Origin of the sequence: Melghirimyces profundicolus, from assembly GCF_003054245.1 — a bacterium.
GTDB lineage: Bacteria > Bacillota > Bacilli > Thermoactinomycetales > DSM-45169 > Melghirimyces > Melghirimyces profundicolus.
The window spans coordinates 158,234-183,897 of sequence record NZ_QBKR01000002.1 but is presented as its reverse complement, the minus strand read 5'-3'; the positions used below and the strand labels follow the sequence as shown (position 1 = coordinate 183,897).

Here is a 25,664-nt window from a genome sequence, read left to right as displayed (position 1 = left end):
GAAGATGAATGTTTTCGCAATCGGAAAGAAGCTGTTGGTATTCACGCTGGTCACGATGTTAATCGCGGGGTGCGGGACACAAAACCAAAACAACACAACCGGCGGCCAACAACCGAAAAAAGACGAAAAAATCGTGGGTATTATCGGACCGATGGAAGTCGAAATCAACATGCTGCATGACGAAATGAAAGTCGATGAAACGAAAAAAATTGCCGGAATGACGTTTTATAAAGGAACATTGAAAGGACAAAACATTGTCCTCGTTCAATCAGGCATCGGCAAAGTCAATGCTGCGTCTGCCGCCCAAATTCTTGTCAGTGAATTTCATGTCGACGCGCTCATTAACTCCGGTGTTGCCGGCGGCCTTTATCCAAAACTGGGACTTGGCGATCTTGTCATCTCAACGGAAACGGTCCATCATGATATGGATGAAACGGCTAAAGACTTCAAGCCCGGCCAAATCCCCGGGATGGACGTCCGGTTTTTTAAAGCGGACAAAGAATTGATTTCCTTGGCCCAAAAAGGCACGAAAGGATTGCCGGACTACGTTGATGTGTATACCGCCCGCATTGCGACCGGCGACCAATTCATCGCCAGTGAAAAGAAGACCAAGTGGATTTATGAAACATTCAACGCTTATGTCGTTGAAATGGAAGGCGCTGCTGTCGGACAAGTGGCTTATATGAACGACATTCCGTACGTGGTCATTCGCTCAGCTTCTGATAAAGCCGACAAAGAAGCTGCGAAAATCCAAAAAAACTTTGTGAAAGAAGCAGCGAAAAACTCCAGCCACGTCATCAAGAAGATGCTCGAAAATATGAATTAATAAAAGAGAGGGGGCAGGCCCTGTGAATGTCACAGAGCCTGCCCCTTATTTGATTTGTTGGGCTTCCTCCCGTTTCAACCACCTTTTCGCCTTGGTTGCAAGCATCGCCTATAACACCGTATGGGGTTGAAAAATGAAATGCTGGTATTTGAGAATCCCATGCTGCACCCGGAAGGGTGTGCTTTTTTGTGAAACATGGAAAGTTACCCAAAGAATATTTCATGTGTTTGAATGATTCGTTAAAATGTAAAGAGTGATTGCATTCCCAAAAGGAGGTCTTTCCGGTGAAAGACAAAGTGGTGATTGTAACAGGTGGCGGAAGCGGAATGGGAAAGGCCATGGCGAAGAAATTCGCCGCGGAAGGGGCGCGTGTGGTCATCACCGGGCGTTCGTCGGAACGTTTGGAGGCGGCCAGGAAAGAGATACCACACCGGGACGGACAGGTTCTGTGCGTGCCCATGGACGTCCGCGATCCGGAAAAAGTCCATCACACGGTGGAAGAGACAAAAAAAGCGTTCGGGGACATTGATTATCTGGTGAACAATGCGGCCGGAAACTTTATCTGTCCGGCCGAGGATCTTTCCATCAACGGGTGGAATGCTGTCGTCAACATTGTGTTGAACGGAACGTGGTATTGTTCCCAGGCGGTCGGAAAGGAGTGGATTCGAACCGGGCGGAATGGCAGCATTCTCAACATCCTCGCCACGTATGCCTGGGGGGCGGGACCGGGCGTCATCCACTCCGCGTGTGCCAAAGCCGGTGTTCTGGCCATGACGCGGACGCTGGCGGTGGAGTGGGGTGAAAAGTACGGAATCAGAGTCAACGCGATTGCACCGGGTCCGGTTACCAACACCGGCGGGCAGGAACGTTTATTTCAGTCGGAAGAAGCCTGCCGACGTACGATTGAAAGCGTCCCCCTCGGCCGTCTGGGAAAGCCGGAGGAAATCGCCGAACTGGCCAGCTTTCTCTTCTCTCCGGCGTCCGGCTTCATCAACGGGGAGTGCATCACGATCGACGGAGGGCAATGGCTCAGCGGCCAAAAGTCGTTCGTTTAAGGTCTTGCTGATACCTATATCGACCCGATCAAAAGGAAGACAAAAGAGACAGGTTTCTGTTAAACACCGGAAAGGGTGTTTTTCTTTTTCAAACTGCAATCTCTCCGGATGAAATCTTCGTTAATCGAAATAGACAGAACCGATTTCGATCGGGAAGAAACGCGGAACAGGTTGTCCTGTGATCACGGTCAACGGAAATGAGGGCAGTCATGGATGGGGTTTTGGAAGGGGGGATTGACATGCAGTTGAATTGGCAACAGCTCTGGGAGCAGTCATCCTGTGCCATGGCCATTGTGGATGCAGGGGGACGAATCCACCATGCGACTCAAGCCATGATCCGGTTGGTGAAGCGTAACGCGGAGGCCGAATTCCCTGATTCATGGGAGAAGTTGAAGGATTCCATTCTGGAACGGACATCGGAGAATGTGTGGATTACCCGGAAGGGAGAAACATACCGCCTGCATACCGAACGACCGGAGTGTCTGCAAGGAGGGCGGCTTCACCGACTGGAACCTTACGTTCGAAAACCGGAGGGAACCGGTGAATTGGACGCCGTGATCGAAAACGCCTATGATTGCATCTATATCACCGACCGTCACGGCATCACCCTTCACACCAACTCGGCGATCGAACGGTTGACCGGGATCCCGAAGGAGTACTATATCGGAAAAGACGTCCGTTACCTGGAACGAAGAGGGATTCTGAAAAAATCCGTCACCCTGGAGGTGTTGAAAACCGGCCAACCCGTCAGCGTGGTCCAGGAGACGAAACAGGGAAAGATCAACGTCATCACGGGCAGTCCGGTCCTGGATGAAGATGGGGAAATCATCCGTGTCGTCACCAATATCCGGGACGTGTCGGAGCTGAACCGGTTGAAAGACGAACTGAATGAGACCCGGAAATTGTCCGATCGATACAAACGGGAGTTGGCCCAGCTCCGCAAACTTCATCTCAAAGACGATTCCTCCATCATCATGAACGATCTGGCCATGAAACAGGTTTATCATCTGGCCCGGCGGGTGGCGGGAACGGATACCACCGTGTTGTTGCTGGGAGAGTCGGGAGTGGGGAAAGAAGTGTTTGCCCGGGCCATCCACAAACAAAGCCCCCGATTCGAAAAAGGTTCCTTTATCACCGTCAACTGCGGGGCGATCCCCCCGGAGCTGATGGAGTCCGAACTCTTCGGATACGAACCGGGAGCCTTCACCGGGGCAAAAAAGGAAGGCAAACCGGGGATGTTTGAAGTGGCGGAGAACGGCACGCTGTTTCTGGACGAAATCGGGGAACTTCCGTTACCCATGCAGGTCAAGCTGTTGCGCGTCCTTCAGGACAAAACCCTTCGCCGAGTGGGGGGAATTCGACCGATCCCCTTCAACACCCGGATCATCGCCGCCACCAACCGGGATCTGAAGAAGATGGTGGAGAAAGGGGAGTTTCGGGAAGACCTGTACTACCGGATCAGCGTGGTTCCCATCGAGATCCCCCCTCTCCGGAAGCGGCGGAGTGACATCCAACCGCTGTTGGTCCATTTCCTTGACCGGTTCAACCGGAAGCACCGAACCTCCCGGACCTTCGCACCCGAAGTGTACGGGAAATTGCGGCAGTACGATTGGCCCGGGAACGTCCGTGAACTGGCCAACATGGTGGAGCGGTTGGTGATCACCAGCCCCGATGACACCATCCTTCCCGAGTACATCCCGGAGACCCGGGGCTTGAAGAAAAAAACAACGCCCCCGGACACGGGCGGGTTGCGGACGAAAATTAACGGGGAAGTCTTTCCGCTGCCGGCTGGAACCGGACCTTTCCAGTCGTTGTCCGAGTTTACCGCCCGGCTGGAGCAAGAGATTCTGCGCGAGGCCTATCGGAGGCACCGGAGCTCCTACCGTGTGGCTGAAAAACTGAGCATCAGCCAGTCCAGCGCGATCCGGAAAGCATACAAATACGGCATCCGGGAGAAATCGTAGAGGAATAAGTCGATTCCGACTGATCAGGCGGAATCGACTTATTTTTTTGACTCAGGTTCGGAAATCCCAAACACGATTCTCCGTTTTTACAGGGTTTTCACCCGTTGGCATGTTTTTTGCTACTGTTTTGGTACCAAACCGGGAGGTGAATGGGTTGAGAGAAGCATGGATCACGGGAGCGGTCCGGACTCCGGTCGGCCGCCACGGCGGAAGTCTGTCTTCGGTCCGTCCGGACGACCTGGCTGCCGTCGCCATCCAAGGGGTGATGGAGCGGAGCGGGATTCCCGGGGAGGACGTGGAAGACGTCTACTTCGGAAATGCCAACCAGGCCGGGGAAGATAACCGCAACGTGGCCCGGATGGCGTTGTTGTTGGCGAATTTGCCGGTGAGTGTCGGCGGGGTGACCGTCAACCGGCTGTGCGGCTCAGGATTGGAAGCGATCCATCAGGCCGGCCGGGCGATCCGCTTGGGCGAGGGAGACGTCATGATCGCGGGCGGGGTGGAGAGCATGTCCCGTGCTCCCTTGGTGATGCCCAAACCGGAGCGGGCTTTTCCCCGCGGAAACGGAACGGTCTTTGACACCACGATCGGCTGGCGGTTCATCAATGACCGGTTGGCCGAACGGTATCCCCCGTACTCCATGGGAGAAACCGCGGAAAATGTGGCGGAGCAATACGGAATTTCCCGGGAGGATCAGGACCGCTTTGCCCTGGAAAGTCAAAGACGAGCGGCGGAAGCGATCCGATCGGGGAAGTTCCGGGAGGAAATCGTGCCGGTTCCTGTCCGGACGAAAAAAGGGACGCAATGGGTGGAGGAGGACGAGCATCCCCGCCCCGATGTCACCCTGGACAAACTGGACCAACTGCGTCCGGCGTTCAGGGAAGGCGGAACGGTAACTGCCGGGAACTCCTCGGGCATCAATGACGGAGCAGCGGCCCTGCTCCTTATGACACCGGCAAAAGCGAAGGAGTACGGGCTGGCCCCCCTGGGCCGGGTGGTGTCCAGCGCGATTGCCGGCGTCGATCCCTCCGTCATGGGCATCGGGCCGGTGCCGGCGGTCCGCAAAGCGTTGCAGCGGGCGGAGCTGACCTTGGACGACATCGATCTGGTGGAACTGAACGAAGCCTTCGCCGCCCAATCCCTGGCTTGTGCCCGGGAGTTGGGAATCCCGGAAGAAAAGCTGAATGTCAACGGCGGCTCCATCGCCATGGGACATCCCCTGGGAAGCACCGGAGCCCGGTTGCTGACGTCTCTTCTCCATGAGATGAAGAGGCGAAAGGCCCGTTACGGGTTGGTGACCATGTGCATCGGAGTGGGACAGGGAATCGCGACCATCGTTGAAACGGTCGGGGAGGGAAACCGATGAGAGAAGTCCGGAAAATCGGGGTGGTGGGCGCCGGAGTGATGGGGAAAGGGATCGCCTTTCAGGCCGCCCTCCGGGGTTATCAAGTCCGGCTCAATGACGCCCAGACGCCCGTTCTGGAGAAGGCCGTTCAGGACATCGCTTCCCTGATGAAGCGTCAAATCGAAAAGGGCCGGCTGTCTCCCGAGGAGGGAGAGGCCGCCCTCCCCCGGATTGAAACCGCCGCATCCATCGGAGATTTGGTCTCCTGTGATTTTGTCATCGAAGCGGTGGTGGAGGAGTTGGGAATCAAGCAACGCCTGTTCCGGGAACTGGATGCCCTCTTTCCAGAGGACGTAGTGCTGGCCACCAATACTTCGGCCAAGAGCATCACGGAGATCGCCTCGGCGGCCGCCCGTCCGGAACGGGTGATCGGAATGCACTTTTTCAATCCGGTCCACCGTATGAAGTTGGTGGAGGTGGTCCGGGGGCTGCAAACCGCCGACTGGGTCGTGGAACGGACGGTGGCCGTCGGAGAGACGATGGGGAAAGAGACGGTCCGCATCCATGAACGCCCCGGCTTTGCCACCAGCCGGATCAGCGCCCTGGTGGGCAACGAGGCGTTCTACATGCTGATGGAAGGGGTGGGGTCGCCCGAGGAGATCGATCGGGCGCTCAAGCTGGGATTGAACTATCCCATGGGCCCCTTCGAACTGGGGGACCTTGTGGGATGGGACACCCGCCTGAAGGTGCTTCAGTATCTTCATGAAACCCTCGGCGAAAAGTTCCGCCCCTGCCCGCTGTTGGTGCAATACGTGAAATCCGGACGGCTCGGACGGAAAACGGGCCGGGGGGTCTACCGGTATGACGAGCGGGGACGGCGGGTTCGGGAACAATCAGAACTTCCGACGGGACGGTGAATTTGAAATGGAACCGATGACGGAAACGGAAATCAGGCAACTGCGTACGGTGGTGCGGGACTTTGTCCGGGAAGTCGTGGAACCGGTTGTGCAAACCATCGAAGAAGAAGATCGGATTCCCGAACGCGTGGTGCAACAAGCCCGGGAGTTGGGGCTGTTCGGCTTGTCCATCCCAGCGGAGTACGGCGGACTGGGACTCAGCATGACCGGCAAATGCATGCTGCTGGAGGAACTGGGGAAGACACACAACGGCTTCACCAGCCTCATCGGGGCCCACACGGGAATCGGCAGCGTCGGAATCGTCGAGATGGGGACCGAGGAACAGAAACGCCGTTTCCTGCCCCAAATGGCCGCGGGGGAATGGCTCGGCGCCTTCGCCCTTTCCGAACCGGAAGCCGGGTCCCATGCAGCCAACATCCGAACCCGTGCCGAACGGCACGGGGACCGATACATCCTGAACGGGATGAAGCATTTCATCACCAACGGACCGGAAGCGGATGTGATCACCGTCATGGCCGTGACGGATCCGGATAAGGGGAGCAAAGGGATCACCTCCTTTCTCGTGGAGGCCGGCACCCCCGGCCTCAGCCGCGGGCCTGCCGACGGGAAAATGGGGCTCAGGGGATCCCACACTTGCCAGCTGTTTTTCGAGGATTGCGAGGTGAGGTTGGAAAACCGTCTCGGCGAAGAGGGGGAGGGATATGTGAACGCCCTGAAAATCCTGGCCAACGGACGGGCCACGCTGGCCGCCCGTTGTCTGGGATCTTGTCAGAAATTGCTGGAGCTCTCCATGGATTACGCCATGCAACGGAAACAGTTCGGCCGCCCCATCTTCGACAACCAGGCGATCCAGCACATGCTGGCGGACATGGCGCTGGAAATCGAAACCCTTCGGAGTCTGCTGTACCGGGTCGCTTCCCTGGTGGATGAGGGGAAAAAGGTGATCAAGGAGTCGGCCGCCGTGAAACTCTATGCGTCCGAGGTGTACAACCGGATCGCCGACCGGGCGGTCCAGATCTTCGGCGGGATGGGGTACATGAAGGAGTTCCCGGTGGAACGGTTTTACCGGGATGCCCGCATCACCCGGATCTATGAGGGAACCTCGGAGATTCAGCGGAACATCATCGCCGCGCAGCTGAAGCGGGAATATGAACGGTAAGGAGGAGTCACCTGTGCCGGCCACCCGGAAATCGGACGGTGTTGCACGAACGTGTCGTGAGTGTGGTGGGCGGGCGGCCAAATCCTTCTTAATGAAATCCCTGCCGACCCAACCGATGACCGGGACCCGACCCTATCAGAAAGGAATGATCCGCGCCATGGATTTTTCGCTTTCGGAAGATCAACAAGCCGTTCAAAAAACGGTCCGCAAATTCGTCGACCGGGAAATCATGCCTCATATTGAAACGTGGGATGCGGACCAGCATTTCGAGACCGGCATCATCGAGAAAATGGCGGACCTGGGTCTCATGGGGGTCTGCATTCCCGAACGCTACGGTGGACAGGGGATGGACTACAACACCCTGGCCATCGTCTGCGCTGAGCTGGAGAGGGGGGACACCGCCTTCCGCACCGCTGTTTCCGTTCACACCTCCTTGAACAGTATGACGCTCCTCCAATGGGGGGACGAGTTCCAGAAGGAGAAATACCTCACCCCCCAAGCACAGGGACGGAAGGTGGGCGCTTACGCCCTGACAGAGCCCAACGCCGGTTCCGATGTGGCCGCCATGCAAACCCGGGCCAAGCGGGACGGCGACGATTACATTCTGAACGGGAGCAAAACCTGGATCTCCCTTTGCGATGTGGCGGACCACATCCTGGTCTTCGCCAAAACTTCCCCGGAGGACGGCCACAAAGGCCTGTCCTGCTTCATCGTGGAGCGGACCTTTCCCGGTGTCTCCACCCGCGGATTCAAAAACAAACTGGGCATCAGGGCCGGCAACACCGGGGAGGTCTTCCTGGAGAACGTGCGGGTTCCGGGGGAGAATCTTGTCGGGGAAGAAGGAGAAGGGTTCAAGATCGCCATGTCCGCCCTGGACAACGGACGGTTCAGTGTCGCCGCCGGAGCGGTCGGCCTGATCGACGCCTGCATCGAAGCCAGTGTGAAGTATGCCAACCAACGGGAAACCTTCGGGAAACCCATTGGCAAGCACCAACTGGTGCAGCAAATGATCGCCAAAATGACCGCGGGTTACGAGACCTCCCGGCTCTTGGTCTTCCGGGTGGGATGGTTGAAAAACCAGGGGTGGAGGAACACCCGGGAAACCTCCCTCGCCAAATGGTACGCCTGCGACGCCGCCTTCAACGCCGCCGTGGATGCCGTGCAAATCCACGGGGCCAACGGCTACTCCCACGAGTTCCCGGTGGAACGCTACATGAGAAACGCCAAAGCCCCCGTCATCTACGAAGGTACCCGGGAAATCCATCAAATCATGCAAGGGGAGTATGCCCTCGGCTACCGGAAGGACAAGGAGCTGCGGAGGAATCTGCCCCCCTGGCCCTTTGAGAAGGAAGGGGAGGTGTCTCAGGGACAAGAATAGCTGTGTAAAATTGGATTTGGTTGGAAATGGAAAAAGCCACGCATCCTCCTCTTTGAATAGAGTTGACGTAACATTCACAAAAAAAGGAGGATGTGAGATGGCTCGATTAACCTTTTACCCTGAACGGTAACTTCTGCTAATGGGGAGGATTTACACAGAACTTTGGACTTGATCACCAATTATAAAATAATGGAACCGGACTAAAGGAAAGTGATATAGTAATTATAATGGCAACAATAAAAGGAGTGCAGATGGTTAGAGATGAATGAAGGTTGGAATTTTTCGGAACTGAACCCGATCCGGGACAAGGTATATCATTATATTAAAAATGCCATTTTAAAAGGGGAACTGACGGCGGGTGAACGCATTATCGAACGGGATCTCGCGGAAAAACTGAGCATCAGCCGGACCCCGATCCGGGAAGCGTTGTTCCGTTTGGAGTCCCAGGGGTTTGTGAAAACCCTCCCCCGAAAAGGAGTCGTGGTGGCCCGTTTGTCACCGGATGAAATTATAGAGATATTCACGATTCTCTCTGCTTTAAGCGCATTAGCCGCTAAACTGGCCGCCCGCAAAATCGACGAGAAGACGCAACTCGAATTGGACCGGTTGACTGGGAATATCGAGCGAATCCTGGCTGGAGAAGATATCGGCAAAGACGTTTCCCTCTTTCACATCGATATTGTGGACACCATCTGTCAGGCGGCGAAAAGTCCCAAACTGCTGAATATGCTGCACAGTTTATTCGACTATATCCATGCTTTTGCCCGGACCGGATTCAGACAGCCGGACCGAATGAGACGTTCACTGGAAGAACATCGTGATATTGCCATTGCCGTGCGGGATGGAGAAGCCGAGCTGGCGGAAAATCTGACGAAAATTCATATTGAAAATTCAAAAAAGGCTTATTTGAAAGCCCTGAAAGGCGACAACAATGGTGAGGAAAAGGTTTGAAGAGCTGATACCAAATGGCTTTTGGCATACTGTATACGGATAGATGGACTATCCGTTTTTTTATGGAAGAAAATAGAGGAATCCGATCAATAAAACGACAAATCCTGCCGTGAACGACCCGTTCCAGGCCGAAATGCGCAATGGGGTTTCTTTGATGATGGAGGACATAATCCCGATTGTGGCGTTGAAAGGGCCCATAAGGAATGTTGTGACGGCACCGCCCAACAGGGCCACTGTCAGTTTTTCAACGGAAATGCCCAGCAACTGCGGATTCAAAGACTCAGCCAACAATGCAATGGCCACAACCGGGTGCATTCCCGTAAAGGACAAGCCGAGGGGGATGAATGGTAAGAGGGCCAAAAACAGGGGGTCTCCCATCCAATGATTCAACCCCTGGACCACAACATTGACTTCGTGGTTGTGCCCGGTCAATTCCAGTGCTTTGACAAAAAAACCTGCGCTTAAGAAAATGGCGAACTGTTCGGCCATGTCGGGAACATATCGGCTTACATGACGGGACGCCTTTTCAAGGAATGAGGCGCCTTTTCCCATAAGACCGGACCAGATCGCCGCGAAGGGAAAGGTCATCAGTACGGTGGTCAGCACCATCCCGATGGGGAGCGCGTGTTCAAGGGTGGTGATCAGCAAAATGAAGAATGAGATCACAAGTCCCAGTTGCATCAGTTTTCGTTTAATGATCTTTGCCTCGCTTTTGTCGATCATAAAACCTTCTTCCAACGTTGTCGCCGCTTCCCGGCGGGCTTGCTTGTCTTGGATTTTTGAAAATGAAAGCCGATTTTTCATCAAAAAATGGATGGACCAATCCAGAATAAGACCTCCGAGGCTCAGTGACAATAAAACCGGAAACATCCTTATCCAACTTACACCCGTCAGATCCAAAACCACCCCGACAATGGGCGCGACGGGTGTCCACAAGATCGGAAGGGCATATCCGTGCACGATGCTCATGGAAACGAATCGTTTGTGGGATTGAATCGGATATTGGTCGATCGTGTCTTTTACGCTGTAGTACATCATCGGCAGGGTTGCCAGATTCATGAAGCAACTAAGAAAAAATGAAGAGCCGGAGATCAATTGATAAAGATGTTGCTGAGACCGGACTTTCAAATGAAGTAGACGTTTGATGATTTTGCTGTAGCCTCCCAATTGGATGGGAATGGCTAGAAGAGGAATGATCACAAACAGGCTGAGCAGATGAAGCATATTGCCGTATAGGGAAATGTATTGGGGTAAGTGAATCCCTCGTGCCCACAGCATCCAGCTTCCCGAGAGAATAAAGATGAAGGTCAGGGTCCGAGCCATTGAACTGGCATGGGGGATCGCAATCGCCACCGCCACGATAGACAGCAGGGAAATCACGAAATCGAACAGGTGGACATGGGCAGAGGTGGAAATCAAATGGAGCAGAATGGCACCGGTAAAAACCGTTGCTCTGATGTGTCGGGATTGTATACTCATGGCCACCATCCTTTCAACAGATACAATAAGACTATGGATATTGTATACCAAAAGAAATTGAATTTGAATTAGAACATGTTAGAAAATTATCAATAATTATTGACTTAATAGATCGAATTGTTTAAGCTCAAGGTGTATTTGGTATACCTTATGCCAAATAGTTGATCCGGCAGGAAAATAAGGGAAAGGAAGGTGCCGGGATCATGGCGCTGACGGCAGCACATTGGCTCTATGCTGCGGTGACACTCGTCGTCATTCTCACCATGCTGTTCAAACGAGGTGTCGTCCTACCCACGTTGATTGGAACCTTACTCGTTGCCTGGGTGTTCAAAGGGAGTTTCGTAGCTGGACTTCAGTCGATCTTCAATGCCAACCTGGTTGCAGCCAAAGAATTGTTCAGCATTTTTCTCATCATCACCTTTATGGTTGCTCTTCTCCGATCCCTGAAGGATCTGGGAGCAGACCAAAGGATGATCAAACCGATTCAGAGGATGATGGTGAACGGCCACGTCTCGTTCTTTATTCTGGCTGGTATGACCTATACCATTTCCCTGTTTTTTTGGCCGACACCGGCTGTGCCGCTGATCGGCGCCCTGCTTTTGCCCCCCGCCATCCGAGCCGGCCTTCCGGCGATGGCGGGAGCCGTCGCAATCGCGATCGCGGGACAGGGGATGGCCCTTTCATCCGATTATGTGATGCAGGTGGCCCCGATGCTGAGTGCGAAGGCAGCGGGAGTAAGCACGGGCCAGGTGGCGGACAAAGCGATGATATTATCGCTGATAACCGGCGGAGTCGCCATCGGTATCGCTTATTTGTCCAACGCGTACAGGAAAGTGAGGAAAGCCGATGACCGGCTGATTGATCAAGAGATCGGATACCTGGGGGGGAGCCAGGCTGAAACAGAAGTGGCCGTGACGTTGGAGAAGGTAGATTCAGACCGGTTTCAGAGCAGACAGCAGCTTCAAAAATGGGGGAAGTGCTTTGCAGTGCTTGTGCCCCTTTCGTTGCTTGCCGTGATCATCATCATGGTACAATCCAAATACGGCGGCCAGGAAAGCGGGCTTGAAGGGCCGGGCGGCGCGGCTTTCATCGGGGGAGTGGCCGCCGTTTTGCTGGCAATGGCCACCTTTTCATATGCACGGCTCCATGCCTTGGACAGGATCAGTGAACACATCGTGGAAGGATTTGTATTTGCATTCAAGGCGATGGGACCCGTGGTCCCGATTGCAGGATTTTTTTTCCTGGGAAGCGGGGATTTCGCCGGGGAAATCCTTTCCCAAGATAAAAATGCACCGTCGTTTCTGTTTGACCTCGTTCAAGCAGGACAAGCCTTGATTCCGGTGAATAGTTTGCTGACGGGCTTTGGAGTATTGATTATTGGTATGATTACGGGCTTGGACGGCTCCGGCTTTTCGGGACTTCCTTTGACGGGAGGGCTGTCCGGGGCGTTAGCAAACGCTTCAGGGGTCGATCCCGGAACGCTGGCGGCAATCGGACAGATGGGGAGCATCTGGACGGGAGGGGGAACGATCATCGCCTGGTCTTCATTGGTGGCGGTGGCCGGGTTTGCAGGAGTACCCGTGATCGAGTTGGTCCGGAGGAACTTTGTTCCCGTGGTTATCGGGCTGTTTGTATCCACGTTGGTTGCCCTGCTAATCTGGTAGAAATTTTTAGATAGTTGCAAATAGGTGTTGACTTCTGAATGGTCATTGATTAAACTGTAGACGAAAGTTTGGTATACCATATACCAAAAACCAAATAGGAGGCAGAATGATGGCTGAATTGTTGACCCGGGAAGAATTCCGTAACCAGTTGGAAGAGGCGGTAAAAGGGAATCACAGCCAAGCGTCTCCCTTCAGCGTTGCGTGGTCGGAAGGGAAACTGAAAAGGGAACACTTCGCCAAGTGGGCGGAGAATCATTACCACTACGTAGGTCCCTTCGCGGACTACCTGGGCTATATCTACTCCAGCATCCCAGATCAGTTTACCGATGCGAAAGACTTCCTCCTGCAGAATATGTGGGAAGAAGAGCTTGGCGGGGATCGTCATACGGACTTGCTGATCCGATTTGCCGAAGCCTGCGGCACCACTGCGGACCGGGTGCAGAATCCGAAAAACATGTTGCCCAGCACGTTGGGCCTTCAAAGCTGGTGCTATGCCGTTGCGATGCGGGAACATTTCGCCGTGGCTACCGCCGCCCTGATCGTGGGCCTTGAGTCTCAGGTTCCCGACATCTACCGGAAGCAGACCCCTCCGTTGAAAGAAAAGTACGGTTTTACCGAGGAAGAAGTGGAGTTTTTCGACCTTCACATCGTTTCGGACGAAATTCACGGAGAGCGGGGTTATCAGCTAGTCCTGACCTATGCTGACACGGTCGAGCTGCAGCAACGGTGTTTGGATATTGTCCGGACCGGGGCCCAAATGAGATGGATGTATATGGACGGCCTCTATCGCGCCTATGTACAACGGGATTTGGAAACTGCGGAGGTTTAAGAAACCAGCATTAGAAACGGCAGTTTTCACCCTTTAGTGAAATCTGCCGTTTCATTCCAAGAAAGGAAGATGCATTTGCTTACAACTGTCACAAAAAGTTACCAGAACTACATCGACGGGCGCTGGGTCGAAGCTAGTGAAAAATCTTTGTTCGAAAGCATTAATCCCGCGAATGCGGAAGATGTGCTCGGATCTTTTCAGGCTTCCGGAAAGGAAGATGCCGGGGAAGCCATCCGCGCAGCTGAAAAAGCGTTTCCCGGGTGGGCGGAAACCCCTCCGTCCAAGAGGGCCCGGATACTGAACCAAGCGGCTGATCATCTGGAAAATGAGTTGGAACTGATTGCCCGGGAATTAACCAGGGAGGAAGGGAAAATCCTGCCGGCGTCACGTCAGGAAGTGAAACGATCCGCAGACACGCTGCGCTTTTATGCTGCAGAAGGGTTGAGTTTCTCGGGGGAGACATTTCCCCAGGACGACTTTTCCTCGATGGTGTTCACCGTGCGGGAGCCCTTGGGAGTGGTGACTGCGATCACTCCGTGGAACTTTCCCCTGTCCATCCCGGCCCGAAAGATCGCACCGGCCCTGATCACCGGCAATACGGTGGTTTTTAAGCCATCTTCCGTTACGCCGTTGATGGGGCTCCGCTTGACGGAAGCTTTTGTGAAGGCAGGTCTGCCGGAGGGGGTGCTTAATTTCATCACCGGTTCGGCTTCGAAGGTCGGACGATCCTTGGTATCGGACGCTGCGGTCAAGGCTGTGACCTTTACAGGCTCAACTCAGGCCGGCAAGGAGATTCACAATGCGGTTCCCTTGACCACAAGGACGCAAATGGAACTGGGAGGAAAGAATCCCCTGATTGTCTTGGATGATGCCGACCTGGACTTGGCAGTGCAACTGTCCGTCAATGGTGGTTTTTCACTGACCGGTCAAGCCTGCACCGGAACGAGCAGGGTGATTGTGGCCCGGGCCGTACAGGAAGAGTTCACGGCCAAACTCGTGAAAAAGACCGAGGAATTGAAAATCGGAGATGGATTGTCGGAAGGGATTCAACTGGGGCCCCTCGCGAGTCAAAAACAGCTGGAAAATGTACTTCGCTATGTGGAGATCGGAGAAAAGGAAGGAGCTGTTTTAAGATGCGGCGGCCGGCAATTGACGGGAGAGGGCTATGATAAAGGGTTTTACGTGGAACCGGCTGTTTTTACGGATGTAACGCCGGAAATGCGTATTGCACAGGAAGAGATCTTTGGCCCGGTCATCTCGGTGCTCGCGGTGGACAGCTTTGAAGAAGCGATCCGGGTGGCCAATGGGGTGGAGTATGGGTTATCCGCTTCGATTGTTACCCGGGATGTGGAGAAGGCACACCGATTTGTCCGGAGGATCCAATCGGGTACGGTGAAGGTGAACCGAACAACAACGGGTAACCTGATTCAGGCGCCTTTCGGTGGGTTGAAGAATTCCAGCACTTCCACTTTCCGTGAATCAGGTCGAACGGGGCTGGAGTTCTTCACGCAAACGAAGACCGTCTATTACGGGTATTGATTTCAGTCGGAGGAGAGGAGAGAAAGAAATTGAAAACCGCCTTTAAACTGGAGCTGGAAGACGCCAAGCTAATGATCGAAGCGGCAAAAAAGAAAGCGGAAGAAATCAAGGTATTGGAAACCATCGCCATTGTGGATGATGGGGGACACCTCATTGCGTTGGAACGAATGAACGGCGCGCGAATCACCGGACCCGAGATCGCCGTCGCTAAGGCGTTTACGGCAGCGGGTCATAAACGTTCCACTCACCTTTTCAACCGGGAGCCAAACGGTCCCGTTTTGCCCGGCAACGAAGCTTATGGAATTCAATTGATGTTTCCGGGTAAGTTCGCCGTCTTTGTAGGCGGGTTTCCCGTCGTGATCGACGGTGAAGTGGTGGGGGGTGTAGGTATCAGCGGCGGCAACGGGGAGCAGGACATTGCGGTGGGCAAAGCTGCTCTGGATGCGTTGAAAAGTTCATTTGCCTCCCAGGGATACACCGTGGAAACGAATGCGGACATCAAGCTCTGAAAAACTTGATTGAATAAGGGGATCGCCCATGTCCTATCTTCAATTGATCACCGGATTTATCAGAGCGGGTGTTCTCGGATACGGGGGCGGGCCTTCCGTCATCCCATTGATCCGCTATGAGGCGGTGGAAAAATACGGATGGATGGAAGAGAAGGATTTCGCGGAGGTCCTTGCTCTGGCAAACGCGTTACCCGGGCCGATCGCCACCAAAATGGCCGCTTATATCGGCTATAGGGTGAAAGGAACGCGAGGCGCCCTGACCGCGATTCTGTCCCATATTCTACCGACTGTACTTGTAATGATCGGGTTCCTCGGTGTTTTGTACAAGTTTAAGGATTCCCCCGTGATCAGCGGGATGATCCGGGGAGTGGGGCCGGTCATCGGGGTTATGCTGGGGATGTTTGCTTATGAATTCTTTGACAAGGCGAAAACGGGATTGGGTTTATCGGTGACCGTGGCTTTGACCGCCGTGGGAGGGACGGCTGTCCTGAGTGGGGTTCACCCGGCGATCCTTATCTTTGTGTTTTTGGCCGGCGCTTTCACATATGCCACCTGGGGACGGCGCAGCCGTGATCCTTCTGAGGGGGGAAAGGAAAGACCATGATTTATTTCAAGATTTTTTGGGCTTTTTTCATATCCAACCTGCTGGGATACGGCGGGGGCCCTTCCACCATTCCCCTGATCCAAAAGGAAGTCGTCGATCATTATAAGTGGCTCAGTCTGAAAGAATTCGGTGATCTGCTTGCATTGGGCAACGCCCTGCCAGGGCCAATCGCCACCAAGATCGCGGGGTTCGTCGGATTCCAGGTCGGAGGCTCCTTGGGAGCGGCAACGGCTTTGGCGGCGACGGTTCTTCCCTCAGCGATTGCGGTCATTCTATTGTTTAAGTTTGTGGACCTTTTCAAGGACTCTGACCAGGTGAAGGCCATGACCCGCTCCGTTCAACCGGTCATCGCTGTTTTGCTGGGGATCCTGGCGTGGCAGTTTTTTCTGGAAGCGAAGCAATCCAGCGGCACCCTGCACACCTTTCTGCTGGGATCCTTCAGCTACATCTTCTTATATGTAAAGCACACGCATCCCGCTTGGGTAATCACGGGCTCTCTGGTCTATGGAGCGATCTTTCTTGGATGAACGGAGGGAGGGGTGAAGCATTCGCCAGCAAGGAGAAACGACATGGAACGGAGGAGAGCTGGTTCCCATTCGTGACAAAGTATTCGATTACCTAAAAAACGCCATTTTATGCGGCGAACTCAGATCCGGGGACCGAATCGTTGAAAGGGACTTGGCCGAAAAGCTACAAATCAGCCGCACACCGATCCGGGAGGCTTTGTTCCGGTTGGAATCCATGGGATTTGTGATCACCCTGCCACGTAAAGGCGTGGTGGTCGCCGATTATTCCAGAAACGAGATTGAAGAAATTTTCACCATTTTATCCGCCCTGGAGGGTTTGGCTGCGAGGCTGGCCGCACAAAAAATGGATGAGGAAACCGCGAAAGCTTTCGACACGACCATCAGAAAAATGATGGATCTCTTGGAGAATGGGCGGGAAGAAGAGTTTCCCCGACTTCATCTGGAAATCCACGAACAATTGTACAAAGCTTCAAAAAGCCCCCGACTGTATGAATTGTTGATCGGCTTGACCGATTATATCCGGGCCTTCGCAAAGGTGGGTCATGACATACCGGGAAGGTGGGAAAAGGCGGTAGAGGAGCACCGTAAAATCATGGAAACCGTGCGGAACGGAGATGCGGAACTCGCGGAGGCCATGACCAAGGTTCACGTAGAAAACTCCATGAAGGCCTACAAGAGCGCCGCGGCAAAAGCCAATTCCGGGTGAGGAGGGGACAGATTTGACGGCCATCAAGATCGAAGTGTGCAGAAACAATAAACGACGGCATGCACTGACCTCCAAAATCGTCGACAGAATAAAGAAGGAATTTCCCAACATCTGTTTTCGCATCGAATACGTGGAAATGAGATGCGGGGGGATCTGTACGGTCTGCAAAACCACACCCTATGTGCTGGTCGACAAAAGATTCGTTCCCGGTGTAACACCCGAACAGTTCTATGACAAAATCAAGGCACGGGTGGAAGAGCGGTTGGCGGAGCTGTCCGCAGTATAAAAAAATGGAGGAGGTTTGCACGATGCCCTGCATTTATTTTGCGAGCACCGATAAAAAAGTGGAAATCGAAGAAGGAAAAGAAAGCAATGTCCTCCGCACCTCGATTCGGTACGAATGCGGCATCCCTTATCGGTGCGGAGGCGGTTTGTGCGGGACATGTCGGATCCGTGTAGACGAGGGGGCGGAAAACCTGACGGAGATCAAAAAGAAAGAAGTCGAGCGTCTGGGCGGGGAATTGTTGGAAAAGGGATACCGTCTGGCATGCCAATCCTTCGCCACGGGGGACGTAAAGATCAAATGGGACACTTCGGTGACGGTCAATGTTCCCCCGAAATTAAGGAAGTATTGGGAAAATAAGACGAGCTGACCGTTGCACGTGACCTTTCGGCACTAAACTTTACAAGATCATGACGGGACCGGACAAGTCCTTCAGCGCTTTGATGATGCTCATGGCCACGATATATCCGGTTTTGGGGTTTTTCGAGGGAGCATTGGATAATTGAACGCGGAACTCTCCAAATTGACCCGAGACGTACACCTCATGGACATTTCGGGTCATATCGGGATCCACGAAAATACGAACCCGGGTCCGGTCAAAACCGATCCCCGCCAGACTCAGTGCGGCTGATACGTTTGCGTTTTCCGGAAACAGGCGGGCCGATTCCCGGGCCGATCCCTCGAATACACAAACAGGTTTGGTCACCCGTTTCAAATCTATCTGTTTTTCCACTGGGGTGCCATACCAAGCTTGGGGCGGTTTCTTGCTTGAGAGAGTCACCTGATCGATTTCTCCGATGTTGCCGGCGGAGATACGGTCCAAACCGCCGATCGCTGCGGAAGGGAAAATGAGGCGGCTTCCAAATCGTTCGGCTGCTTCCACCGCCCGTCTGTGAAGCTCTTCGTCGGAGAACGCTCCCACGCTGACCGACAGGAAGTCGATTCCCCTGGTAAGCGAATCCACGGCGTAGCGCTTGACCGCTTCATGTCCGGCAGCTTCGATCACGAGATCAAGGCCCGAATCAAAGAAGCGGGATGGGTGATCTTCAAACAAAGCCTTGTCCTCTTCTCTTCCCAGTCTGTTTCGATTCCTTACAAGGATGGATTTCAGGTTCACTTGACCCGCAAAGCCGGAATGGATGTAGCCCGCTACATCTTTTCCTATTGCACCGTACCCGATTATTCCGATATTTAGCATAATGATGACTCCTTCTTTGTATTTGGTGTATTGTATACCGCGAATAAAATTTATCAAATGTACGGAATTTTGACAACCCTTAATAACCTTCGAAAGAGAGGTGATTGAAATTGGGGATGTTTTTACTGACGGAGATGACGTGGCCGGAAGTGAAGCAAGCTTTAAATACTGTGAAACTCGCCATTATCCCCGTCGGGGCACACGAGCAGCACGGTCCTCATATGAAGGAGAGCTGTGACGCCGTACTCGCGACTGAAATGTCGAAGAGGTTGGCGGAGCGTCTGCACCCCTTCGCCTTGGTCACCCCGACCGTGAATTTCGGGGTCTCTCATCATCATGCCAACTTCCCCGGTACCATCAGTCTGCAACCGGAAACCCTGATCTGTGTCCTGAGGGATATGGTTGTTTCATTAAAGCATCATGGGATTTCCCGTTTTCTTTTTCTGAATGCCCACGGGGGAAATCAATCCACACTCAGTATCGCTTGCCATTCGCTGACCCGTGAGCTGAACGTCGAGATCTATTATGCGAAAACGACCGCTTCAGCCAAAAATGCACTAAAGCGACATGTGAAATCACCATTGTACGGTCACAGCTGTGAACGGGAGGTGTCCGAGGCCCTGTATCTGGCTCCGCATCTTGTTCACATGGATCGCCTGGAAAAAGGGGACATCCGGGAGGGGAAGTGGAGGAAGCTGCGGCCGGGGAATCCAGTCCAAGGGACATACTCCTACGAAGACATGACCGCAAACGGGTGCATCGGCGATGCGCCGAAAGCGAGCGCCGAGGCCGGTAAGGCCATTGTGGAAGAAGCTTTAGACCAACTTACCACATCTCTAAGTGAGTTACTTAACCTAACCGGAAAAAAAGTTCCATGTTCCAATTGTAAAAAATCGGGTGGATGTAAAGAGTTGTCAACTTGTCTATCCTAGTCACAATGGATTTACTCTTAATAGATACGGAGTCATACCATGAATAAGTCGGTGAAGATTACACCGGCTTTTTTGGATTGAAAGAGAGCTTTATCTTTCACACACCTGAGGTTGAGGACTATGAAGAGGGATAGTGACGGAATTCATTCTGTTTTATAATGAGGAGCGTATTCACGGAACCCTCACATACCAGGCTCCGGCTACTTTTTACAAAGCCGTTCGAAAGAAAGAAAATCCCGAGTTGGAAGTCCGTTTGTATCCTTTCCTCCTTGGTAAGAAACCAGCCATCGTCGGGATTGACATCAAGGGCGAAGCCTATACCCTTAGGGTATAGGATGTATTATCTGACTAATCTGATAAAATCATTGTTTTCATAACGTTTTTTGTGTTTGGCATTTGAAATTCTGAATGTCGACAGTTATTCATCTCTCTGTACATTTGACATCACATCATATTTTGTTGTATAAAATTATTGACAATATTCAATCAATAGGTTATAGTATATAAAAAGTAACTGAGTGAAGTGTTCAACCGTGAATACAAATCAATTTAAACAGAAACTTATTAGCGACTACAATGAAATTAACATGCAATTATTCGATGTTGGAACGAAGGAAGTCCGTGTTAACATCATAGATAACAAAATATTAATTATGGCTGTTCATCGACGTGTTAAAGCTATTCGTTCAATTGACAAAAAAAATCGCTTATTTACTCGCCAAATGGACGTATTGTTAATTGATGAATTTAAGAAAAAATTATGTGATAAAATTAAAACGAAATACGGGTTTCAGGTGGTTTCTATTCTTAAAGACTATGATCCGCTAACCGAATGGTCGGCAACGGTGATTGTGTTAGAGTCGAATGTAGAAACACACCTAATAGGGTAAAACCTGACTGGTAGAATGAACTCTGTAAAGAGGGCAGGAAAGCCGTCAGTACGCCAACAAGGGAGTAACCTCCTCATGTTTAGCGTGCTGTCGGCTTTTTATATATATGTGTACATTTATAGGGGGTTATAATATGGCGACTGTAAACGATGTATTGAGAGCATTAGATTATCTAACCGAAGGAAGAGTGCTTGGTTCGCAGAGCAGGAATTTCATTGTGTGGAAGAATTCTGGAATAAAGGGCAAAAATATTCTCGAAAAACCAGGGCTTGTTTTTGGTGAATCGGATCGCGTAATTAACAAATTAGCGGTAACAATGACAATGTCGGAACATGATATCGAATTGGCTGCTGCAACGGGGGTAGATGCCATTGTTGCTCATCACCCCGTAGCCGATGCGACCAGTAGTGGGGGAGTGACGTTAAAAAATTACTTAACTCTTTATGGCTTAGCTGTTTTCGAGTTACACGAGGCATTTCACGGTTTGCACCCTGGTATCCCTTTTTTACATGGCCACCAAGCTTATTATTCGAACCTTAATTATGGAGGTAAGGAAGGAAATGTACTGTTTGCGGGTACAACCTTGCCAGAAGTCAAAAATTTAGGGGATGTACTTCAACGGTTAAGCTCCTTTATGGATTTAACCCAACAAGTTCAGGCAGAAAGAGATATTCAGGGTAACACGTCTATAGATACAATCACTGTTAAACAGGGAGAAATTCTTTTAGGAAATAAAAATAGTGAAGTGAAGAACGTTTTGCATATTTTTCCCCACACTGGTTTTTCGGTGGACGATTTACAGCATGCCTTTATGGAGTTTCCAGAGTCCGATACGGTTATAGCATCAATCAGTAGGGTTCAAGCGGACAGTCCATTAGTTAAGGAATCTAATAAGTTGGGATTAAACTTTGTAATTGGTAATAATCATATATCAGAAATATTCGAAAACGGCCTTCCGTTGGCTTTTGCATTGGACAAGCTCCTACCAAAAGTGGAGGTAGTGGTGTTTCGTGAACGGGTAACGTCGTATCCAGTGAAGCAAGCTGGAGGTGAGCAATTAACAACTTACGCTGAAAAGATGGCAAGCGATTATTTGCTTAGCAAGGTACGAGTTTGAAAACAAATAGGGGGGCTAAACAATGGCAAAAGCACAGGAAGATCTTCAATCTGTGTATGAGGTACAAGGGGAAATCAACCCGCGAAAAATCAAAAGAATTGAATGGGTAGGAATGGGTTTTGTACTTCTGATGGTGGCATTGCTTGTATCCAAACCGGACTTGATTAGCGGTGCTTTTAGTGCCATGCTAAACAGAGTCAAGCCTATCATAGTAGATGTATTTTTAACAGGAGGCGTAGGGGTTGCAATCATATTGAGCGTTATGACTGGACGGATGTTAGAACGCCTAGGCTTCACCGATGCCTTGGTCCGTTTATTTGTCCCCATCACCAATAAATTAAAAGTCAATTCAGCCGTAGTGATTCCCGGAATTTACAATATTCTTGGTGATATCAATGCGGCTGGTCGAATTGGAGGGCCTATTCTTAAACGGGCAGGGGCGACCAAAGATGAGCAAATGATTGCAATTGCTACCATGGTACAGTCCCAACAATCGTTTTCATGCTTTATGCTCGGGTTGGTCGCCTTGTCCATAGCCGGTATTAATGCCTTTCCTGTTATCCTTCTCGCGATATTCACCCCCTTGGTGGTAGTTCCTTTTTTATTAAGCAAGACCATTTTTCGAAATACTCGAGCAGTTGCATTACAAGACCTTCCTGAATTCACTCCTAATACACCCTATTTTAGTACCCTATTCAAAGGGGCAAGAGAGGGAGCGGAGCTTTTATTCCTGCTTGTGATTCCGGCGGTGGCAGTAATTTTTGGGCTAATCGGTTTGTTGGATTTTATGGGGGTGTGGAAACCTTTTGAACAGGGAATGACTCAGTTTATGGGATGGATCGGTGCCGATCCCAAAACGGGTATTACCGCCGTTATGGCTTCTCCAACATTAGCGATGAGTCAGTTGCACGATGTAGCAACAAATATGGATCCCCGGCTTGTAGTGGGAACCTTTGTATTGGCAGCTTCGGGATTACCTCTTTCAGATATTTTCGGACAAGTTCCTGCAATTTGGTCAACCAATTCTTCCGATCTGTCACCGCGGGAAGCCTTAATCGCCGCTATTATTGGTATTACAATGCGAATTATAACCGTGATAATAATTTCGTACGGCTTGACACCTTTCCTTATTTAAACAGTTTCCTCCAAGTTCCCGGAAAGCGACGATTTGGCGTAAGCAGACAATCTTGGAAATGGGACCTGCTTTCGAGGAGGAAGGGGTGAATTCCCCAGGAGATTCGGAGAGCAAGGACAAGGACCTGCGGAGGAATCTGCCCCCCTGGCCCTTTGAGAAGGAAGGGGCGGTGTCTCCGGGGTATTAAGGGCGGTTATCAAAAAAAATGGAAGTATTTAACGCATAAACAAGTAAAACCAAATCTTGAAATAGTTAAAAAATTGAGCTAGCATAGAGTTGAAAAAGAATAAACGATGGTAACGACGCCATTCGGTATCCGGAATCTCCGGTTGCCTTATGGCGTTTTTTGTTTAAGCGATTTTACCTTGCATGGATGAGGGGGCAGGCCGATGAAACTAAGTTGTTTGATAGGTAAAGAACATTTTACATTTTCCACCCTTAAAGAAGTGATGGCAAAAGCGAGTGAAGAAAAATCAGGGGACAAAATGGCCGGGATCGCCGCCGGTTCCTCATTGGAGCGGGCGGCGGCCAAAGTGGTTTTAAGTAGAATGACACTGGAAGACATATATGAAAATCCCGTGATTCCCTATGAAGAAGATGAAGTAACACGCATTATTTATGACGATATCAACCTCCATATTTACAAATCCATTTCCGGTTGGACCATCGGGGAACTCCGAGAGTACATTTTGTCCCACGGTAACTCTCAGGAGGACTTGTTACGGATCAGCCGCGGCTTGACGAGTGAAATGATTGCTGCTGTGGCCAAATTGATGTCCAGTATCGATCTTGTGATCGCATCGCAGAAAATCAAAGTCCAAGCCCATTGCAACACAACCATCGGAGAGCCGGGACGCCTTGCATTTCGTTGTCAACCGAACCATCCGATCGACAATCCGGAAGGAATCCTGGCTTCGATCAAAGAGGGTTTGTCGTACGGGTCCGGGGATGCAGTGATCGGCATCAACCCTAACAATGACTCAGTGGAATCCGTATCCCGTTTGTTGCATATGTCCCATGAATTCATGGAAAAATGGGGGATTCCCACCCAAAACTGTGTTCTGGCCCACATCACCACACAAATGCAGAGCTTGGAAAAGGGGGCACCGGTCGCTCTGATGTTTCAGAGCCTTGCCGGTACCCAGGAAGCCAATGACGATTTCGGAGTGAACAAGGAATTGCTGGACCAGGCTTTGCAGTTAATGATTACCAGAGGAACTTCCACAGGGCCCAATGTATTGTATTTTGAAACGGGTCAGGGATCTGAAGTTTCCCTTGATGCTCATCAGGGCGTGGACATGCAAACCTTGGAGGCGCGAACCTATGGTTATGCACGACACTGGAAGCCCTTCATGGTCAATAACGTTTCCGGCTTCATCGGTCCGGAAACCCTGTACGATGGTCGCCAGGTCATCCGGGCCGATTTGGAAGACTTGTTTATGGGCAAGCTTCATGGGTTGCCAATGGGAATCGCGCCCACCTATACAAACCACATGATTGCCGATCAAAACGACCAGGAAATTGCAGGGATGCTGACGGCGCTGGCAGGAGCCAACTTTTATATGGGAGTCCCCGGTGGGGACGACGTGATGCTGAGTTATCAGGACACCAGCTACCATGACGATGCGAGTCTCCGAGAGATGCTGGGGCTTCGTCCTCTCCGTGAATTTGAGAAGTGGCTGGAAAAGATGGGGATTATGGAAAACGGGAGGTTAACCTCCCGGGCGGGTGACCTATCCATATTCGACAGGAGGGAACTGTGATGGGGAATGTCAGTATTGAAGAAATCGTAAATCAAGTCCTCGCCGAAATAGAAAAAAAGAACGGGAAGCAAACCGTCCAAAAAAGTTCTCCTCCTTCGAAAGAAACGATCGTCTTTTCAATGGACAAAAAAGTCGGCGTGGACAAGCCCAGAAAAAGAGAGGCCATTGATAAAGCTCAAGCAGCCACGCCTGCACGGATCGGGATCGGTCGTGCGGGAACCCGAATGAAGACAGACAGCTTGTTGAAATTCCGCATCGATCATGCAGCGGCCCAGGATGCGGTATTCAAGGACGTGTCAGAAGATTTTTTAAAAGAATACGGTCTTCCCCTGCTTAAAACAAAAGCCGAATCCATGGAAGAATACTTGATGGACTTAGACTCGGGCCGGCGGCTCAATGAAGAGTCAGCGGAGTGGATAAGACGGAATTGTCCCAAAAATAGGCAGGTACAGATTGTGGTGGCAGATGGGTTAAGCTCCACTGCGATCGAAACAAACATCCCGGATTTGCTTCCTTCCCTGATGCAGGGGTTGGAACTGAAAAACATCACCGTTGGAAAACCGATTTTCATCAAACGCGGCCGTGTATGGGTACAAGACGAAGTGGCCTCTCTGGTGAACTGTGATGTGATCATCTCTCTCATCGGAGAACGACCTGGCTTGGCCACGGCTGAAAGTGTCAGTGCATATCTGGTGTATCGCCCCTCTGAAAAAACAGTGGAGGCGGACCGCACGGTGATTTCCAATATTCACAAAGGGGGAACTCCGCCCGTGGAAGCGGGAGCGTATTTGGCGGATGTATTGGAAGAAGTGCTTCAGTTGAAAGTCAGCGGCGTGAAATATGCCAAAGCTCGTCACCGCTCGGATGTGCAGTAACCTTTTGAAGGAGGTACGC

The 25,664-nt window shown here is 51.7% G+C and carries 25 protein-coding genes; 23 read left to right on the top strand and 2 right to left on the bottom strand.

What is annotated here, in order from left to right:
- Positions 1–4 precede the first annotated feature (4 nt).
- The 8 genes from C8P63_RS02375 (at position 5) to C8P63_RS02340 (ending at position 9,595) form a co-directional block, all read left to right on the top strand.
- A complete protein-coding gene (locus C8P63_RS02375) occupies positions 5–826 on the top strand; it encodes a 5'-methylthioadenosine/adenosylhomocysteine nucleosidase (RefSeq protein WP_108021733.1) in 822 nt (273 codons plus the stop codon).
- 284 nt (positions 827–1,110) lie between these two features.
- Complete coding sequence (fadH, locus tag C8P63_RS02370) at positions 1,111–1,881, top strand: 2,4-dienoyl-CoA reductase (RefSeq protein WP_108021732.1); 771 nt, start codon at positions 1,111–1,113, stop codon at positions 1,879–1,881.
- Between the two features lie 239 nt (positions 1,882–2,120).
- Positions 2,121–3,845, top strand: a complete 1,725-nt coding sequence (locus tag C8P63_RS02365) for a sigma-54 interaction domain-containing protein (RefSeq protein ID WP_245920632.1) — start codon at positions 2,121–2,123, stop codon at positions 3,843–3,845.
- 154 nt (positions 3,846–3,999) lie between these two features.
- Positions 4,000–5,211 carry a thiolase family protein gene (locus tag C8P63_RS02360; protein WP_108021730.1) on the top strand — a complete coding sequence of 404 codons (1,212 nt, stop codon included), beginning with the start codon at positions 4,000–4,002 and terminating at the stop codon, positions 5,209–5,211.
- Positions 5,208–6,107 (top strand): 3-hydroxyacyl-CoA dehydrogenase family protein, encoded by a 900-nt coding sequence (locus C8P63_RS02355; RefSeq protein WP_108021729.1) that lies wholly within the window; start codon positions 5,208–5,210, stop codon positions 6,105–6,107. The genes C8P63_RS02360 and C8P63_RS02355 overlap by 4 nt, the downstream gene beginning before the upstream one ends.
- A 7-nt stretch (positions 6,108–6,114) precedes the next feature.
- Positions 6,115–7,266 (top strand): acyl-CoA dehydrogenase family protein, encoded by a 1,152-nt coding sequence (locus C8P63_RS02350; protein ID WP_108021794.1) that lies wholly within the window; start codon positions 6,115–6,117, stop codon positions 7,264–7,266.
- Positions 7,267–7,423: 157 nt separating this feature from the next.
- A complete protein-coding gene (locus C8P63_RS02345; RefSeq protein ID WP_108021793.1) occupies positions 7,424–8,644 on the top strand; it encodes an acyl-CoA dehydrogenase family protein in 1,221 nt (406 codons plus the stop codon).
- Between the two features lie 261 nt (positions 8,645–8,905).
- On the top strand, positions 8,906–9,595 hold the full coding sequence (locus C8P63_RS02340) for a GntR family transcriptional regulator (protein WP_108021728.1): 690 nt from the start codon (positions 8,906–8,908) through the stop codon (positions 9,593–9,595).
- Between the two features lie 60 nt (positions 9,596–9,655).
- Here the strand turns inward: C8P63_RS02340 and C8P63_RS02335 are convergent, their stop codons facing one another.
- A complete protein-coding gene (locus C8P63_RS02335) occupies positions 9,656–11,074 on the bottom strand; it encodes a hypothetical protein (RefSeq protein ID WP_108021727.1) in 1,419 nt (472 codons plus the stop codon).
- A 203-nt stretch (positions 11,075–11,277) separates the two neighbouring features.
- On the opposite strand from C8P63_RS02335, the gene C8P63_RS02330 reads away from it, so the two are divergent.
- The 9 genes from C8P63_RS02330 (at position 11,278) to C8P63_RS02290 (ending at position 18,105) form a co-directional block, all read left to right on the top strand.
- Entirely contained in the window at positions 11,278–12,738 is a 1,461-nt protein-coding gene (locus C8P63_RS02330) for a hypothetical protein (protein WP_108021792.1), read from the top strand.
- 109 nt (positions 12,739–12,847) lie between these two features.
- Positions 12,848–13,567, top strand: coding sequence for an iron-containing redox enzyme family protein (locus C8P63_RS02325; RefSeq protein WP_108021726.1), 720 nt, complete (start codon positions 12,848–12,850; stop codon positions 13,565–13,567).
- 69 nt (positions 13,568–13,636) lie between these two features.
- On the top strand, positions 13,637–15,106 hold the full coding sequence (locus tag C8P63_RS02320; RefSeq protein ID WP_108021725.1) for an aldehyde dehydrogenase family protein: 1,470 nt from the start codon (positions 13,637–13,639) through the stop codon (positions 15,104–15,106).
- 29 nt (positions 15,107–15,135) lie between these two features.
- Positions 15,136–15,615 (top strand): GlcG/HbpS family heme-binding protein, encoded by a 480-nt coding sequence (locus C8P63_RS02315; RefSeq protein ID WP_108021724.1) that lies wholly within the window; start codon positions 15,136–15,138, stop codon positions 15,613–15,615.
- 28 nt (positions 15,616–15,643) lie between these two features.
- Complete coding sequence (locus tag C8P63_RS02310; protein ID WP_108021723.1) at positions 15,644–16,219, top strand: chromate transporter; 576 nt, start codon at positions 15,644–15,646, stop codon at positions 16,217–16,219.
- On the top strand, positions 16,216–16,746 hold the full coding sequence (locus tag C8P63_RS02305; RefSeq protein ID WP_108021722.1) for a chromate transporter: 531 nt from the start codon (positions 16,216–16,218) through the stop codon (positions 16,744–16,746). The genes C8P63_RS02310 and C8P63_RS02305 overlap by 4 nt, the downstream gene beginning before the upstream one ends.
- 19 nt (positions 16,747–16,765) lie before the next feature.
- On the top strand, positions 16,766–17,452 hold the full coding sequence (locus C8P63_RS02300; protein ID WP_211308227.1) for a GntR family transcriptional regulator: 687 nt from the start codon (positions 16,766–16,768) through the stop codon (positions 17,450–17,452).
- A gap of 13 nt (positions 17,453–17,465) precedes the next feature.
- On the top strand, positions 17,466–17,738 hold the full coding sequence (locus C8P63_RS02295; protein ID WP_170109446.1) for a DUF1450 domain-containing protein: 273 nt from the start codon (positions 17,466–17,468) through the stop codon (positions 17,736–17,738).
- A 22-nt stretch (positions 17,739–17,760) separates the two neighbouring features.
- Positions 17,761–18,105: a 2Fe-2S iron-sulfur cluster-binding protein gene (locus C8P63_RS02290; protein WP_108021719.1), complete on the top strand. Its 345-nt coding sequence runs from the start codon at positions 17,761–17,763 to the stop codon at positions 18,103–18,105.
- Positions 18,106–18,135: 30 nt separating this feature from the next.
- On the opposite strand, the gene C8P63_RS02285 is transcribed toward C8P63_RS02290, so the two are convergent.
- Entirely contained in the window at positions 18,136–18,933 is a 798-nt protein-coding gene (locus C8P63_RS02285; RefSeq protein ID WP_108021718.1) for an aspartate dehydrogenase, read from the bottom strand.
- 116 nt (positions 18,934–19,049) lie between these two features.
- Here C8P63_RS02285 and C8P63_RS02280 point away from each other — a divergent pair, with 116 nt between their 5' ends.
- The 6 genes from C8P63_RS02280 to eutC all read left to right on the top strand — a co-directional run bounded on the left by C8P63_RS02280 (position 19,050) and on the right by eutC (position 25,645).
- Positions 19,050–19,865 carry a creatininase family protein gene (locus C8P63_RS02280; protein WP_342748045.1) on the top strand — a complete coding sequence of 272 codons (816 nt, stop codon included), beginning with the start codon at positions 19,050–19,052 and terminating at the stop codon, positions 19,863–19,865.
- Positions 19,866–20,398: 533 nt separating this feature from the next.
- Positions 20,399–20,755, top strand: a complete 357-nt coding sequence (locus tag C8P63_RS02270; protein ID WP_245920631.1) for a Na-translocating system protein MpsC family protein — start codon at positions 20,399–20,401, stop codon at positions 20,753–20,755.
- A 133-nt stretch (positions 20,756–20,888) separates the two neighbouring features.
- On the top strand, positions 20,889–21,872 hold the full coding sequence (locus C8P63_RS02265; RefSeq protein ID WP_108021715.1) for a Nif3-like dinuclear metal center hexameric protein: 984 nt from the start codon (positions 20,889–20,891) through the stop codon (positions 21,870–21,872).
- A 22-nt stretch (positions 21,873–21,894) separates the two neighbouring features.
- A complete protein-coding gene (locus tag C8P63_RS02260) occupies positions 21,895–23,007 on the top strand; it encodes a hypothetical protein (RefSeq protein ID WP_245920630.1) in 1,113 nt (370 codons plus the stop codon).
- Between the two features lie 389 nt (positions 23,008–23,396).
- Positions 23,397–24,770, top strand: coding sequence for an ethanolamine ammonia-lyase subunit EutB (locus C8P63_RS02255; RefSeq protein ID WP_108021714.1), 1,374 nt, complete (start codon positions 23,397–23,399; stop codon positions 24,768–24,770).
- Positions 24,770–25,645, top strand: a complete 876-nt coding sequence (gene eutC, locus C8P63_RS02250) for an ethanolamine ammonia-lyase subunit EutC (protein WP_108021713.1) — start codon at positions 24,770–24,772, stop codon at positions 25,643–25,645. Before C8P63_RS02255 ends, eutC begins: the two co-directional genes overlap by 1 nt.
- Positions 25,646–25,664 lie beyond the last annotated feature (19 nt).

Bases quoted from the DNA above. Each gene is read 5' to 3' on its own strand.
- C8P63_RS02375 (WP_108021733.1), top strand. From the start codon at position 5: ATGAATGTTTTCGCAATCGGAAAGAAGCTGTTGGTATTCACGCTGGTC.
- C8P63_RS02365 (WP_245920632.1), top strand. From the start codon at position 2,121: ATGCAGTTGAATTGGCAACAGCTCTGGGAGCAGTCATCCTGTGCCATG.
- C8P63_RS02355 (WP_108021729.1), top strand. From the start codon at position 5,208: ATGAGAGAAGTCCGGAAAATCGGGGTGGTGGGCGCCGGAGTGATGGGG.
- C8P63_RS02350 (WP_108021794.1), top strand. From the start codon at position 6,115: ATGGAACCGATGACGGAAACGGAAATCAGGCAACTGCGTACGGTGGTG.
- C8P63_RS02345 (WP_108021793.1), top strand. From the start codon at position 7,424: ATGGATTTTTCGCTTTCGGAAGATCAACAAGCCGTTCAAAAAACGGTC.
- C8P63_RS02340 (WP_108021728.1), top strand. From the start codon at position 8,906: ATGAATGAAGGTTGGAATTTTTCGGAACTGAACCCGATCCGGGACAAG.
- C8P63_RS02335 (WP_108021727.1), bottom strand. From the start codon at position 11,074: ATGAGTATACAATCCCGACACATCAGAGCAACGGTTTTTACCGGTGCC.
- C8P63_RS02330 (WP_108021792.1), top strand. From the start codon at position 11,278: ATGGCGCTGACGGCAGCACATTGGCTCTATGCTGCGGTGACACTCGTC.
- C8P63_RS02325 (WP_108021726.1), top strand. From the start codon at position 12,848: ATGGCTGAATTGTTGACCCGGGAAGAATTCCGTAACCAGTTGGAAGAG.
- C8P63_RS02320 (WP_108021725.1), top strand. From the start codon at position 13,637: ATGCATTTGCTTACAACTGTCACAAAAAGTTACCAGAACTACATCGAC.
- C8P63_RS02310 (WP_108021723.1), top strand. From the start codon at position 15,644: ATGTCCTATCTTCAATTGATCACCGGATTTATCAGAGCGGGTGTTCTC.
- C8P63_RS02305 (WP_108021722.1), top strand. From the start codon at position 16,216: ATGATTTATTTCAAGATTTTTTGGGCTTTTTTCATATCCAACCTGCTG.
- C8P63_RS02290 (WP_108021719.1), top strand. From the start codon at position 17,761: ATGCCCTGCATTTATTTTGCGAGCACCGATAAAAAAGTGGAAATCGAA.
- C8P63_RS02285 (WP_108021718.1), bottom strand. From the start codon at position 18,933: ATGCTAAATATCGGAATAATCGGGTACGGTGCAATAGGAAAAGATGTA.
- C8P63_RS02280 (WP_342748045.1), top strand. From the start codon at position 19,050: ATGTTTTTACTGACGGAGATGACGTGGCCGGAAGTGAAGCAAGCTTTA.
- C8P63_RS02265 (WP_108021715.1), top strand. From the start codon at position 20,889: ATGGCGACTGTAAACGATGTATTGAGAGCATTAGATTATCTAACCGAA.
- C8P63_RS02260 (WP_245920630.1), top strand. From the start codon at position 21,895: ATGGCAAAAGCACAGGAAGATCTTCAATCTGTGTATGAGGTACAAGGG.
- C8P63_RS02255 (WP_108021714.1), top strand. From the start codon at position 23,397: ATGAAACTAAGTTGTTTGATAGGTAAAGAACATTTTACATTTTCCACC.
- eutC (WP_108021713.1), top strand. From the start codon at position 24,770: ATGGGGAATGTCAGTATTGAAGAAATCGTAAATCAAGTCCTCGCCGAA.